Raw genomic sequence first — 13,569 nt, forward strand, 5'->3', positions numbered from 1 at the left:
AGCACTGTTTGGAAAGCGCCACATCAAGATCGTGGCACCGGAAAGGCGGCTGCGCCACGTGAAGGCTCAGGCCGTCAGAGCCGCGGATCGGGTCGGCCCAATGGCCAGCCACGCCCGTGACGCGGCCAGTCATCATGCCCATGACGTGGCCGTCCAGGCTCGCGACGTGGCCGGTCAAGCCCGTGAGATGGCCGGCCAGGCCCGTGAAGTGGCCGGTCAGGCTCGCGACGTGGCCAGCGAGAAGATCATCGTGGCACGCGGGTGGGCGGCACCCAGGCTTGACGCCGCCGCGCACTCGTTCGAGGAACAGCTCGCGCCGAAAATCAGCGCCGCGCTGTCCCAGGCCGCCGCGAGGATCGATCCCACTCCCGCGAAGTCCAGGAAAACGCCGATGATCCTGCTCTTCGCGGGCGTCGCGATCGCGGCGGCGGGCTACGTCCTGTACCGCAGGAACGCCGACCAGTGGGCGGATACGCTGAAGGAGAGTGCCTCCGACGCGTCCCAGTGGGTGGGACAGAAAACGGAGGCGGCGGCCGGGAAGGTCTCCGGCGTGGCGGACGACGCCGCGACGAAGGCCGACGAGATCGGTGCCAAGGCCGACTCCAGGGCGGAGCACACCTCCAAGAAACTGCCCTAGGAACCGGAGCTCGCCGGTCATCTGCGGAACGGACACGGCAGAACGAACACGGCGTACGGCGACTGCCGGGAGTACGGCCCGCACCACGAAGGTGCGGGCCGTACTCCTGTGTGGGGGTTCGTCGATGCTTCGCTTTTGTGCAGGGAGTCCGCCGGCACTCATGTGCGGGAGCTTGTTGACGCTCCTAGGCGGGAGCCCGTTGGCGTTCCTGTGCGTGGACTCGTCAGGGTCTGTTGATCACTCCCGCGCGGGGCCCGTCGACACATCTGTGCCGGGCCCGTTGACCGATCCCTCGCGGGATCCGTCGACCGGTCCCGCGCGGGAGCCCATTGACCGATCACCAAGCGCTTGTTAGAACGTGTTCCTCTGACCCAAGGAGCACCGATGACGCTGTCGCCCCTCGACGACCATCCCGTACACCAGTCGCCCGAGGTGATGCGGCACGTCACGACGTCGGACCGCAACTTCTACGACCGCTACTACTTCAACTGCCACGCGGGGTCCGACGAGCTGATGCTCATCGTCGGTCTCGGCCAGTATCCCAACCTCGGGGTCACCGACGCGTTCGCCTGCGTGCGCTACCGCAACCTGCACCGCGTGGTCCGGGCCTCCCGGGAACTCGGTGACGACCGGATGGACACGCGGGTCGGCCCGTTCAGGGTCGAGGTGATCGAGGGCCTCCGGCGGCTGCGAGTGGTGCTCGACGCCACGGAGCACGGCCTCTCCTTCGACCTCACCTGGGAGGGCACCGTACCGGCCACCCTGGAGCCCCGGCATTTCCTGCGCTGGCAGGAGCGGGTGGTGTTCGACTCCTCCCGGATGGCCCAGACCGGCCGGTGGACCGGGCACATCCTGGTTGGCGACGAGCGCGTCGAGGTCACCCCCGACCGCTGGCAGGGCACCCGCGACCGCTCGTGGGGCATCCGCCCGGTCGGCGAGCCCGAGCCCCCCGGCATCCAGGCGCGCAACGCGGGCACCTTCTACTGGCTGTACACGCCCGTCCAGTTCGACGACCACGCCATTCTGTGCATCATCCAGGAGGACGAGAAGGGCCGCCGGGTGCTTGAGGAGGCGGTGCGCGTGTGGGGGTTCGGCTCCCCGAGGGAGGGCGAGGAGGAGTATCTCGGCCGTCCCGAGTACCGCCCGACGTACGTGGACGGCACCCGGGAGGTGCGCGAGGCGACGATCTCCTTCTCCCCGCCGGGCGGGAAACCCTTCGACCTGCACTGCGTCCCGATTCTCCCGGTGCACCTGATGGTGGGCACCGGATATGGCCTGGAACCGGACTGGAAGCACGGCATGTACCAGGGTCCCCGCCCGGTGGTCCAGGGCGTCACCCACACGCTGCCCGAGGACGCCCCCAGGATGTGGGGCATGGTCGACGCGGTCGGCCGCTTCGAGTACGACGGCCGGATCGGCTACGGGTTGTACGAGTACTGGGCCCTGGGCCCGCACCCGTCCTTCCCCGAGGGCTGATCACCGCACGCGACCCGCCGTTCCCCGGGGACCGGCCGGGCCACCGCACGTGACCTGCCGTTCCCCGGGGACCGGCCGCCGCGCGTGGCCGGTCTCCCCGAAGACCGGCCACCGTACGGGACCGGTCGTCCCCCGAAGACCGGTCACGCGCGGGACGGGATTTCCGCGCGGGTTTCCCGGACCGCTTCCGGGCCGCTTCCGGACCGCCCCGCATCACGCCCGGACCGACGCCGAGCCGCCCCCGAGCCGGCTGCGGACCAGCGGTGGACCGGCTGCGGACCAGATGCGGGACGTTTCCGAACCGGCGGCGGGCCTCCTCCGAACCGAAGACGGTCCGGCCGCGGGTCGCGTCCACGTCGAAGGCGATCCGGCTGCGAACCGGCCGGGGACATTCCCGCACGGATGCCCCGGCCGGTTCGCAGGTCTTGTGCGGGGACGCCCCTCGGCTCGCGGGGGCGTGCCCGCGAGGTCACTCCTTCTCGGCCTTCTTCGCGCAGGTGACGGTGGGCGTACCGCCTTCCGAGAGCTTGCCCGCCACCCTGACCTCGGTGACCGCGGCCCCGCCGGGAGCGGGCACGGCCGTGGAGAGCATCGCCACCTCCCCTCGCTTCGCGGCGCCTTCGGGAAGGGGCGACGCGACCGTGACGTCGGTGGCCTTGGGCGGGGTCGCTCCGTCGGGCAGGACGGGCGGCGCCGCGTCCGGCCGCACCGCCCGGACGTCCTCGGTGATCGTGACGCGCCCGGCCTCGGCCTTCCCGGCCTTACCGCCCTCAGCACCCTTACCGCCCTCAGCGGCCTGTCCGGACGGCAGGGCGGGGACGGCGGGCACGGCGGGCACCGTGAGAGTGGGTGCGGCCTTCTTCAGTTCCTCGCGCTCCGCCTCGGTGAGCGGTCGCGTCGTCAGGGTCATCTGGCCGCCCCCCTCGCAGTTGATGAGCACGACACCGTCCCCGGGCAGGGGCGTGGGGGCAGGGGGCGGTGTGCCGTCGGCACTGGCGGCTCCGGTCAGCGTGACCATCAGAGCCCCCGCGGTCACCACGGCGGCGGCGAGCATGCGGATGCGCATGGATGTTCTCCTTGTCGGACGAATCAACGAACTGGGCGAATGAAGCGGACGAAGCGAATGAAGCGGACGAGGCAATGTGTGGATCGGTGAGCGGACCGGTATGCGGTGCTGGGGACCACAGGCTCCCGCCCGTTGCCTGAACCCAGCCTGAAGGCGCCGGAAATCGTCTTCAGGTTGGCTTTAGGCGGGGTACGTCAGGCTGGGCGGCATGCGCGTGCTACTGGTTGATGACGAGAAGCGCCTGGCCCATCTCCTGAAGGAAGGGCTGGCGGGCGAGGGGTTCGCCGTCGACGTCGCGTACGACGGGCGCGACGGGCTGTGGATGGCGACCGAGAACCCGTACGACGTGATCGTGCTCGACGTCATGCTGCCCCGGATGAACGGCTACACCGTCTGCGCCAGGCTTCGCGACGCGGAGAACTGGACGCCGATCCTGATGCTCACCGCCAAGGACGGGGTGCACGACGAGGCCGAGGCCCTGGACACGGGCGCGGACGACTTCCTGTCCAAACCGTTCTCCTACGTGGTGCTGCTGGCCCGGCTGCGCGCGCTGGTACGCAGGGGCGGCACGGCGAGGCCGGTGTCCATCGCGGTCGGCGACCTCACCGTCGACCCGGCGGGGCTCCGCTGCCGCCGGGGCGAGGTGGAGATCTCCCTCACGCCCAAGGAGTTCGCGGTCCTGCACGGCCTGGCGCGCAGGCAGGGTGAGGTGGTCTCCAAGGGCGAGTTGCTGGCCCAGGCGTGGGACTTCTCCTACGACGGCGACCCGAACATCGTCGAGGTCTACGTCAGCGCGCTCCGCCGCAAGATCGACTCTCCGTTCGGCCGCTCGTCGCTGGTGACCGTACGCGGCGCCGGCTACCGGCTGGAGGCCTGAGATGGCGACGCGCCTGTCGGTACGGCTCCGGGCGACCCTCGCGGCGACCGCCATCGTCGCGGTCGCGCTGGGGGTGGCGTCGTCGGTGCTCGTCGGCGTGCTGACGGGAAGCCTGACGCGGAGCGCCTCCGACGAGGCCGCCCGCCGCGCCGGGGCCACCGCCGACGTGCTCGCGGGCGGCACGGTGATGCTCGACGCCTCGGCGATCGGCACCACGTCGGCCGGTGTCCCGGCGTCCCCGGCGTGGACGATCGACGCTCCGTCGGCCACCGTGGTGACCGTGACCAGGGCGCGGACCGGTGCCGCCTGGCACTCGGAGCCGGCCCTCCTCGATCCCGACATCAAGATCTTCAAGAATCCCGTGTCGCCCGTCCCTACGCTCTCCGGCCCGGCCCCGACCGCCCTCCCGTCGTCCGGCGGAAAGGCCACGACGCCTCCGGGTAAGACCGCACTCCCGTCCGAAGCGTCCAAAGCATCCGGGATATCCGAGCTGTCCGGGGCGTCCAGGCCGTCCGGTGGAAAAGCGACGGCACCGACCGGACCGTCCGGGCCGACCGGTGCCTCCAGGCCGTCCAATGGGAAGGCGACGGCGCCGTCCGGGAAGGCCGCGCCATCGTCCGGGCCGCCTGGAGTACCCGAGCCGTCCGGAGCGTCCGAGGCCTCCGGGCCGTCCGGCGTGGAGGTCGCGGTGCCGCCCGTGTCGGCCGTGCAGGGTATGCAGGGCGTGCAGGGCGTGCAAGGCGTCGCGGGTGGAGCCGCGCTCCAGCCTGCCGAGGTGGCGCGGTGGGCTCCCGGGGAGTCCTTCGCCTTGGCCACGATGCCCGTGGACACCGCCGACGGCACGCTGTTCGTCCAGGCCAGGGCCTCGCTCGAACCCACGGCGGACGCACTGGCGACCCTGCGCGGCCTGCTGCTTCCCGGTATTCCCGCGTTGCTCCTGCTCGTCGCCGCCCTCACCTGACTCGCCGTCGGCCGGGCGCTGGCGCCGGTCTCCGCCATCCGTGCCGAGATGGCCGACATCACCGCCAGCGACCTGCACCGGCGGGTCCCCGTACCCCGGTCGCGTGACGAGATCGCCCGCCTCGCCGAGACCATGAACCGTACGCTCGACCGCCTCGAACTGGCGGTCAGCCGGCACAAGCGCTTCGTCGCCGACGCGGCCCACGAACTCCGCAGCCCGCTGGCCATCCTGCGGACCCGCCTGGAGCTGGCCGGGCCGGTGCCGCTGGCGGCCGAGGCGCTCACCGACGTGGAGCGGATCCAGGCCCTCACCTCCGACCTTCTCCTGCTCGCCCGCCTGGACGCCGGTGAGCCCGGCTGTCACGAGGAGGTGGACCTCGGCCAGGTGACCGCCGAGGAGGCTGCCAGGTCGCGGCCCCGGCCGGAGATCAGGGTCACGCTGGAGGTGGCGGCCGACACCGTGGTCCTCGGCTCCGCCGGGCAGCTGCGCCGCCTGGTGGCCAACCTGGTGGACAACGCCGTACGTCACGCGAGTTCCGCGGTCACCGTCCGGCTGGCCACGGACGGCGGCGAGGCGGTGCTCGACGTGCTGGACGACGGGCCGGGCATTCCCACCGAGCACCACGAGGCGGTCTTCGACCGGTTCACCCGGCTGGACGAGGCCAGGGACAGGGACGCGGGCGGCGCGGGTCTCGGGCTGGCCATCGCGAGGGACATCGCGGTACGGCACGACGGCAGCCTGCGTGTCGCGGGGAAAGATCGAGAAGCATGGCTACAGGCCCGTTTTCCTGTGATATGAACCACACACGTGATCTATCACGGACCCCTTCACTCCCCAGGAGGCCCGCCATGCCCGCTCCCACCCGCCGCTTGATGATCTTCCGAGGTCTCGTGGGCGGCGCCGCCGCCGCGATCGCGTCGGCCACCGCGTGGGTACGCCCCGCCGAGGCCTCCGAGGACACCGGGGAGGCCGCCGGTCCCATCCTCGCCAAGACCAGCAGCATTCCCGTCGGCGGTGGCCGGATCATCAAGGGCACGTGGGTGGTCACCCAGCCGAGGAAGGGCACCTTCCGCGCCTTCAGCGCGAAGTGCACGCACCAGGGCTGCCCGGTCTCCACCATCCGCGGCGGGACCATCAACTGCCCCTGCCACGGCAGCAAATTCCGGATCGCCGACGGCTCGGTGGCCAAGGGTCCCGCCAAGCGGCCGCTGGCCCGTAAGAAGATCAAGGTTTCCAAGGGCGTCATCCGGCTGGGCTGATCGACCGGCGCTCACCCGGACTCCGTGCGGGCCGCTTCCGTGACGACTCGCCACGGAAGCGGGCCGCGAGGGAGAACCAGGTCGGCGTCCTGTGAGAACGAGTGCCCAGGATTCGTCCGCTTGCCGACCCCTCCCTGCGACCTTCCGGGACATCGGCGAAGGTTTCACGTGAATCAATGAGCTTCGCGCGGCGACAAAGAAGGCGACGGAGAAGGCCACGGAAGATCGCCGTCGAGCCGCCGCAAGACCGCCACAAGACCCCACCGCGAGAAGGATGTGAGGCCGATGAGCGACGTCATCGTGCGCCCCTACGAGGGTGCCGCCGACCTGCGGAAGATGCAGGAACTCGTACGGGCGGCCTGGGGTCCCGCCGTCCGGCCGCATGTCGGGGGGCTCGCCTGGAGCAGGTTCCAGCACGTGGGGCGGGAGGCGGAGTGGCCGACGGCGCTGTGGGAGCGCGACGGTGACACCCTGGCGTGGGGGTGGGCGACGCCTCCGGGCGAGCTGGAGATGTTCGTGCATCCGGAGTGTCCCGAGCTGGCGGACGAGGTGCTCGACTGGTTCCGTGGCGTGGCCGTCGGCGACGAGCTGGGGGTGACCGTCCTGGAGGGCGAGAGGCGGCTCGCCGCCGTCCTGGCCCGGCACGGCTACCGGCGGGAGCCCGAGGACGCGCCCTTCCTGCTGCGCATGTCACGTGACCTGCGTGACCTGCCGGAACCCGAGGTGCCTCCCGGCTTCGTCGTGCGCCACGTGCGCGGCGAGGAGGACGTGCCCGCGCGCGTGGCCGTGCACCGGTCGGCGTTCGCCCCCTCGTCGGTCACCGAGGAGAGCTACCGCAACGTCATGGGCGCGTGGCCCTACCGGTGCGAGCTGGACTGCGTCGTCGAGGCGCCGGACGGCCGCCTGGCGTCGTACTGCCTGATCTGGCTGGACGACGCCAACGGCGTCGGGGAGCTGGAGCCGGTCGGCACGCATTCGGACTTCCGGCGGATGGGGCTGGCCCGCGCGGCCAGCCTGTACGCGCTGCACCGGCTCGGGGAGGCGGGAGCGGTCACCGCGATCGTCCAGCCTCGGGGGGACGCGGGGTATCCGGTGCCCGCACGACTATACGAGGCCCTCGGCTTCCGCACCGTCGACCGGACGGCCCGCTACACGCGCCGTCGGCCGGACGGCCCGTCACACGCGCCGTCGCCGAACCCCGCCGGGTCCCCCTGAGCACGTCCAGCGGTTTCCTAGATATCCAATGGATATCGCCATATAACCTCGCCTGGAAATATATACATATTTTCTCGGGAAAACTCCCCCGAGATAACTCTTGAACCGCACGCGGCTGTATAAGTCTTACCACCTGGCAAGTAGCATTAGAGGGTTGCTCGCTCCTGTCGGCGGATAGACGTCACATATGCGAAGCACAGTTCAACGCTCCCTGATCGCCGGCACCGTCTTCGCCCTGGTCACGACCCTCCCCTTCGGCGTCACGCACGCCGTGGCCGACCCCGCCCCCGATTCCCGGCACGTCCCCCTGCCGGACCAATTCACGACCCTCAAAATAGGCAGCAGAGGAATCGAGGTACACAACGCGAAGAAAAGACTCAAGGATTTGGGATTTCCCCCGGGAAATCTCAGCCCGACGTACGACTCCGCCCTGCGAATGACCGTGTGGGCCTTCCAGAAGGCCAACGGGCTGAAGCCCGTCGACAGGATCGACTCGCCGACCTGGCAGGCCCTCCTGCACCCCCGCCGGGTCAGGCCCCTGGTCGCGGGCGGGGAGCCGGAGAGGGCCGAGATCGATCTACGGCGCCAGCTCCTCACGACGTGGAAGGGCGGGAAACCCGTGCTGGTGACCCACATCTCGACCGGTGCCCGCAGACCGTACTGCGAGAAGGGCCACTGCGGGTTCGCCTCGACCCCGCTCGGCGACTACCGGGTGGGAATTCGGGTCCCCGGCTGGTCCACGGGGATCCTGGGGGCGATGTTCTACCCCGTCTACTTCAACGGCGGCATCGCCATCCACGGCTCCACCCTCGTGCCCCGCTACCCGGCGTCCCACGGGTGCGTCCGGGTCCCGCTGCACAACGCCCTCGACGTCTACCGGTTCCTCCAGCCGGACATCCCCGTGTACGTCCGCCGCCCGGAGGCTCCCGCCGAACGCGGCCCGAAGGCGCGCGGGGAACAACGTTCCCGGATTCCCAAGGCACGACCTCCCGAGGTTCCGCGTCGCTCGCACCGGCACTCCTCGCGGCCCGGCCGCTCCACCGGCGAGCACGGCAGGGGCCACCGGTGAACCGCGAAGGACCGGCGGTGAGCCGTGGACGCGTGCGCGCACCATGCAGTTGGGAAGCGCCGGAGGCCGAGGGGCGAGGGGCGGGAAGTGGCCTTTACGCCGGAAAATCCCGGCGGGTACGGCGATCGAACCGATCCCACGGGCTTAGAACCCGTGCTGTGAGGTCATGATGAAGATGTCGGCAGATCATTCCGAAGGGCGTGAATCGTGATACCAACCATGATCCTGTTCGGCCTGATCTTCGGGCGCTGGTGGCGGGCCTCCCTCCTCGCCGCCGCCGTGTTCTGGCCCGCCGTGCTCCTGGCCGGCGACGCCATCGGACTCGACGGGTCACTGGTGATGGCGGCCGCGCTCGGGGTGCTCAACGTCGCCGCCGGGGTGGCGATTCACCAGAGCGTCCTGTGGCTCGTGCGAAACACGATCACGCAGCGAGCGGGCGCGAAGAACCCGTAACCGGAAGAACCCGTAACCGGAAGAACCTGTAACCGTCCGACCGTCCGGAAGAACCCGTAACCGTACCGACCGCGCCGAGCGCGGCGCGCCGGGGGTCCTCGGCGAGGTCCGGATACTCGGGGAAGTAGCGCAGCAGCGGCTCGCGCGGCTCCGGCACCCGGCCGTCGGCGAGGGCGATGCCGTACAGGAGGCCGACGACGCTCTTGGTGATCGAGCGGAGGTCGTGGAGCGTGCCGGGTGTGAAGCGCACCCGGCCGAGCGGCTCGTTCAGCCGGAAATCCTCGCCCTCGCCGTAGTGCTCAAGGATCACCCGGCCGTGGCGGAGGGCGACCACGGCGTGGAGGCCGGGCAGCCTGCCCTGCTCCACGCCGAGGGCGAGGCGTCCGGCGAGTGTGTCGCTCATGATCCTGTTCTACGTCATGCCGCCGTGTCAGGGTCAACCCCGCGAGGTGAACTCCCACGCGCCCTGCCCGGGGAAGCGGTCGGAATGGTCGGCCTGGATCCAGCCGGGGTACTCGACCGGGAGCGCGCTGGCGGCGTCCAGCTCGGCGAGATCCCGCTCGGTGAGCTCCAGCTCGACGGCGGCGAGGTTCTCGGTGAGCTGCTCCGGGCGCTTGGCGCCGATGATGACGCTGCTCACGCCGGGTCGCGAGAGCACCCAGGCCAGCGCGACGCGAGCCACGCCGACCTCGTGGCGGGCCGCCACCTCGCGCAGGACGTCGATGACGTCGTAGGCGCGCTCCAGGTTCACCGGCGGGAACTGGAACCGGGTGCGGCGGGCCCCGTCGTCGCTCGTGCCGGTGCGGTCGAACTTCCCGGAGAGCAGCCCGGCGGCGAGCGGGCTCCAGACCAGCAGGCCGAGTCTCTGGTCCTGGAGCAGGGGGATGATCTCGCGTTCGATATCGCGCGCCGCGAGCGAGTACTGGGCCTGCAGGGAGGCGAACCGCGCCCATCCGCGCCGCTCGGAGACTCCCAGCGCCTTCATCGCCTGCCAGGCGGTCAGGTTCGAGGCGCCGACGTAGCGGACCTTCCCCTGGCGTACGGCGTCGTCGAGGGCGGCCAGGGACTCCTCGAAGGGCGTGATCGGGTCGATGTTGTGGATCTGGTAGAGGTCGACGTGGTCGGTACGGAGCCTGCGCAGGCTGTCCTCCAGCGACCGCATGATGTGCAGCCGCGACTGGCCGACGTCGTTGGGGCCGCCGGCCGTCCGCGCGGTCATCTTGGTGGCCAGCACCACGTCGCGGCGGCGGGCCCCGAGCACCTGGCCGAGGAGCTCCTCCGACTCGCCGCCGCCGTACACGTCGGCGGTGTCGATGAGGTTCACCCCGTGGTCGAGCGCGGTGCCCACCAGGCGGTCCGTCTCCTTCACGTCCAGCGCGCCGACCGCCTCCCAGACCTGGCCGCGCCCGCCGAAGCTCATCGCTCCCAGCGAGATGCCGGAGACGAAGACTCCTGTGCTACCGAGCTGCGCGTATTTCATCGTCCTAACTCCTTCCGGATGACCGAATGACCGGATGATCAAATGACCAGATGAGGGGGGCGTTGGAACGCTATAACCCGTCTACCTGGACAATCCATAAGAAAGAGTCCGACATATATGCGAGATCGTCCGGAGTCACCATGGACCCCCTGTCCGATGTCCTGACCCTGCTGAAGGTCAGGAGCGCCCTCTCCTCGCGCTTCGAGGCCGCCGGTCGCTGGGCGCTGCGCTTCCGGAGCTACCGGCACATCAAGATCGGCGCGATCACGTCCGGCGCCTGCTGGCTCACCATCGACGGCCTGCCCGCGCTGCGGCTGGCTGCGGGCGACTGCTACCTGCTCACGGGCGGGCGGCCGTACGAGGTCGCCAGCGATCTCGACATCGAGGCGGAGGACGGCCACGCCGTCTATCTCGACGCCCCCAACATCAGGAACGTGCGGTACGGGGCCGTCGTCCCGGACGCCGAGCCGACCGTCATCATCGGCGGCAGCATCACCCTCGACGACATGACCGCGACGCTGCTGCTCGACTGCCTGCCCCCGGCCGTGCGCATCCCCGCCGACAGCGAGCAGGCCCGGACCCTGCGCCCGGTGCTGGGGATGCTGACCCACGAGACCGCGGCCGAGCCGCTCGGGGCGACGGTGATGATCGAGCATCTGACCCAGATCATGTTCGTCCAGGCCCTGCGTGCCCACCTGGCCGGAGAGGAGGACATCCCGGGCTGGCTGGGGGCGTTGAACGACCCGCGGATCGGCTCCGCGCTCACCCTGATGCACCAGCAGGCCACCCGCCGCTGGACGGTCGCCGGCCTCGCCGCCGAGGTGGACATGTCCCGCTCCAGCTTCGCGCTGCGTTTCAAGACCCTCGTCGGCCTGCCGCCGCTGGACTACCTGCTGCACTGGCGCATCCGGTCCGCGGCCGAGGCGTTGCGCGCCGGTGACCGCACGGTCGCGTCGGTGGCCACCGAGTGGGGGTACGCGTCGGAGAGCGCCTTCAGCAACGCCTTCAAGCGCGTCACCGGCCAGCCGCCCGCCCGGTACCGGACCGCGAAACCGCCCCCGCCGGCCGCCCCGCCCGTCCACGAATGACGCGACACCGGTGACCGGTCCGTAGTTTCTCCGGTCCGTGCTTCTCCGGTCCGTGCTTCTCCGGTCCGTACTTCTCCGGTCCGTGATTCTCCGGTGGGTACGACGGTTCCCGTGCGTGCCCACGCGTTCCCGCCGGTATATGAGTTGACAGGCGCGTCCGGAAACCGGTCCGATGAACGTCGGCCGGCCGCGTACGGCAGGAGGCATGACCCGGCCCCTCGGTCCCGTCGTGTCGTCCGTGTCGTGCGTGTCGTGTGGCCGTCCTGCTCCAGGTCGGCAAGCCCTGTCACAGGTCCGAGAGGTGAGGAAGGTGCTCATGCGCGCTCGCAGGATGCACGCGGACGAGGTGGAGCACGACGTCCCTCTCGTACGCAGGCTGGTCGCCACGCAGTTCCCGCGGTGGGCGGACCTTCCCGTCGAGCCGTTCGACTCCTCCGGCACCGACAACGCCATCTACCGGCTCGGTGACGACATGGCCGTGCGCCTGCCCCGCAGGGCCGGTTCCGCGGCGCAGGTCGAGAAGGACCTGCGGTGGCTGCCGAGGCTCGCCCCGCTGCTCCCGGTGCCCGTTCCCGTCCCGCTCGGCGCGGGAAGGCCCGCCGAGGGGTACCCGCTGCCCTGGTCGGTCTACCGCTGGCTCGACGGTGAGAGCCCGTCCGCCGGTCGCCTGACCGAGCCGGGCCCGCTCGCGAGGGAGCTGGCGGCGTTCGTCGCCGCGTTCCGCCGGATCGACCTCCCGGACGGGCCGCCCGCCTACCGGGGCGGGCCGCTGGAGACGCTGGACGCCCCGACGCGCGTCGCGATCGGCGACCTACGCGGGACGATCGACACCGGCGCGGCGACCGCGGCGTGGGAGGCCGCCCTGGAGACCCCCGGCTGGCCGGGCCCGCCCGTCTGGATCCACTCCGACCTGATGCCAGGGAACCTGCTGCTCGCCGGAGGACGGCTCGGCGCCGTCATCGACTTCGGCACCGCGGGCGTGGGAGACCCCGCCTGCGACCTGATCGTCGCCTGGAACCTCCTCCCCGCCGAGGTGCGCGACGACTTCCGCACGGCCCTCGGGGTCGACGACGCGACCTGGGCCCGAGGGCGCGGCCGGGCCCTGTCCATCGCGCTCATCGCGCTCCCGTACTACCGGGACACGAATCCGGTGTTCGCGGCGAACGCGCGGCACGTGATCCGCGAGGTTCTCGCCGACCACGAGAACGCCACCTGACGCGATCCGCGTACGGCCCCCATGTGACCCGGCGTGGGATCACGTGGCCGCGACGTGGCGGACCCCGGCGCGCGGGCCGTCGGGGAGGCGGCCCTTCCGGGTGAGAACCGGCCGGCTCGCCGGGCCCGGCCGTAATCGTTCAGTCGTGATCGTTTATCCGACAGGCCCCGGGCCCGTCAAGTAGTTCCGCTTGCGGATAATCCAGAACGGTACCGGTTGGCTATGGTGGGGGTCATGACCGCGATGGCACCCGCCCGTACCGAGCCGGATCTGTCGTTCCTGCTCGACCACGTCGGCCATGTCCTGAGGACCCGGATGGCGGCGGCGCTCGCCGAGATCGGGCTGACGGCGCGCATGCACTGCGTGCTGGTCCACGCCCTGGAGGAGGAGCGCACGCAGATCCAGCTCGCCGAGCTCGGCGACATGGACAAGACCACGATGGTGGTCACGGTCGACGCCCTGGAGAAGGCGGGGCTCGCCGAGCGCCGTCCGTCCAGCACGGACCGGCGCGCCCGGATCATCGCGGTCACCGAGAAGGGCGCCGAGGTCGCGCGGCGGAGCCAGGAGATCGTCGACGGCGTGCACCGGGCGGCGCTGGGCTCGCTGCCCGAGGACGAGGGCGAGGTGCTCGTACGGGCGATGAACCGCCTGGTCACGGGCCATCTGGCCACCCCCGCCGAGGCTCCGCAGGGGGTCAGGCGGGCACGGCAGCGCGCAAAGTAAATCCATAGAGGATCGTCTACAACAAAACTATCTGCTACGGTCGCTTCTG

At 70.8% G+C, this 13,569-nt stretch carries 15 protein-coding genes; 12 read left to right on the top strand and 3 right to left on the bottom strand.

Annotated features, from left to right (window positions below):
• Window positions 1–100 precede the first annotated feature (100 nt).
• Both ABT053_RS10005 and ABT053_RS10010 read left to right on the top strand, forming a co-directional pair.
• Window positions 101–637, top strand: a complete 537-nt coding sequence (locus ABT053_RS10005; protein ID WP_350968552.1) for a hypothetical protein — start codon at window positions 101–103, stop codon at window positions 635–637.
• Between the two features lie 384 nt (window positions 638–1,021).
• Window positions 1,022–2,113 carry an Rv3169 family protein gene (locus ABT053_RS10010; protein ID WP_350968553.1) on the top strand — a complete coding sequence of 364 codons (1,092 nt, stop codon included), beginning with the start codon at window positions 1,022–1,024 and terminating at the stop codon, window positions 2,111–2,113.
• A gap of 469 nt (window positions 2,114–2,582) precedes the next feature.
• On the opposite strand, the gene ABT053_RS10015 is transcribed toward ABT053_RS10010, so the two are convergent.
• Window positions 2,583–3,179, bottom strand: coding sequence for a hypothetical protein (locus ABT053_RS10015; RefSeq protein ID WP_350968554.1), 597 nt, complete (start codon window positions 3,177–3,179; stop codon window positions 2,583–2,585).
• A 208-nt stretch (window positions 3,180–3,387) separates the two neighbouring features.
• Between ABT053_RS10015 and ABT053_RS10020 the strand changes: the two genes are divergently transcribed.
• From ABT053_RS10020 to ABT053_RS10050, 7 genes are all read left to right on the top strand, one after another.
• The gene (locus ABT053_RS10020) at window positions 3,388–4,056 is read left to right on the top strand and encodes a response regulator transcription factor (protein ID WP_350968555.1); all 669 of its coding nucleotides are present in this window, start codon (window positions 3,388–3,390) and stop codon (window positions 4,054–4,056) included.
• A gap of 1 nt (window position 4,057) precedes the next feature.
• Window positions 4,058–5,017 carry a hypothetical protein gene (locus ABT053_RS10025; protein WP_350968556.1) on the top strand — a complete coding sequence of 320 codons (960 nt, stop codon included), beginning with the start codon at window positions 4,058–4,060 and terminating at the stop codon, window positions 5,015–5,017.
• 18 nt (window positions 5,018–5,035) lie between these two features.
• On the top strand, window positions 5,036–5,815 hold the full coding sequence (locus tag ABT053_RS10030) for a sensor histidine kinase (protein WP_350968827.1): 780 nt from the start codon (window positions 5,036–5,038) through the stop codon (window positions 5,813–5,815).
• Between the two features lie 50 nt (window positions 5,816–5,865).
• Entirely contained in the window at window positions 5,866–6,276 is a 411-nt protein-coding gene (locus ABT053_RS10035) for a Rieske (2Fe-2S) protein (protein ID WP_350968557.1), read from the top strand.
• A gap of 285 nt (window positions 6,277–6,561) precedes the next feature.
• Window positions 6,562–7,491 (top strand): GNAT family N-acetyltransferase, encoded by a 930-nt coding sequence (locus ABT053_RS10040; protein ID WP_350968558.1) that lies wholly within the window; start codon window positions 6,562–6,564, stop codon window positions 7,489–7,491.
• 187 nt (window positions 7,492–7,678) lie between these two features.
• A complete protein-coding gene (locus tag ABT053_RS10045; protein WP_350968559.1) occupies window positions 7,679–8,560 on the top strand; it encodes a L,D-transpeptidase family protein in 882 nt (293 codons plus the stop codon).
• Window positions 8,561–8,767: 207 nt separating this feature from the next.
• Window positions 8,768–9,013, top strand: coding sequence for a hypothetical protein (locus ABT053_RS10050; RefSeq protein WP_350968560.1), 246 nt, complete (start codon window positions 8,768–8,770; stop codon window positions 9,011–9,013).
• Here ABT053_RS10050 and ABT053_RS10055 read toward each other — a convergent pair.
• Both ABT053_RS10055 and ABT053_RS10060 read right to left on the bottom strand, forming a co-directional pair.
• Window positions 8,982–9,416 (bottom strand): serine hydrolase domain-containing protein, encoded by a 435-nt coding sequence (locus ABT053_RS10055; protein WP_350968561.1) that lies wholly within the window; start codon window positions 9,414–9,416, stop codon window positions 8,982–8,984. The two genes, ABT053_RS10050 and ABT053_RS10055, sit on opposite strands and share 32 nt — an antisense overlap.
• A 33-nt stretch (window positions 9,417–9,449) precedes the next feature.
• Window positions 9,450–10,493, bottom strand: coding sequence for an aldo/keto reductase (locus tag ABT053_RS10060; RefSeq protein WP_350968562.1), 1,044 nt, complete (start codon window positions 10,491–10,493; stop codon window positions 9,450–9,452).
• Window positions 10,494–10,633: 140 nt separating this feature from the next.
• On the opposite strand from ABT053_RS10060, the gene ABT053_RS10065 reads away from it, so the two are divergent.
• The 3 genes from ABT053_RS10065 to ABT053_RS10075 all read left to right on the top strand — a co-directional run bounded on the left by ABT053_RS10065 (window position 10,634) and on the right by ABT053_RS10075 (window position 13,520).
• The gene (locus ABT053_RS10065) at window positions 10,634–11,581 is read left to right on the top strand and encodes an AraC family transcriptional regulator (protein ID WP_350968563.1); all 948 of its coding nucleotides are present in this window, start codon (window positions 10,634–10,636) and stop codon (window positions 11,579–11,581) included.
• A 316-nt stretch (window positions 11,582–11,897) separates the two neighbouring features.
• Window positions 11,898–12,797 (top strand): aminoglycoside phosphotransferase family protein, encoded by a 900-nt coding sequence (locus ABT053_RS10070; RefSeq protein WP_350968564.1) that lies wholly within the window; start codon window positions 11,898–11,900, stop codon window positions 12,795–12,797.
• Between the two features lie 234 nt (window positions 12,798–13,031).
• The gene (locus ABT053_RS10075) at window positions 13,032–13,520 is read left to right on the top strand and encodes a MarR family winged helix-turn-helix transcriptional regulator (protein ID WP_350968565.1); all 489 of its coding nucleotides are present in this window, start codon (window positions 13,032–13,034) and stop codon (window positions 13,518–13,520) included.
• The last annotated feature ends 49 nt before the right edge of the window (window positions 13,521–13,569 follow it).

Origin of the sequence: Streptosporangium sp. NPDC002524 (assembly GCF_040295985.1) — a bacterium.
Taxonomy (GTDB): Bacteria; Actinomycetota; Actinomycetes; order Streptosporangiales; family Streptosporangiaceae; genus Streptosporangium.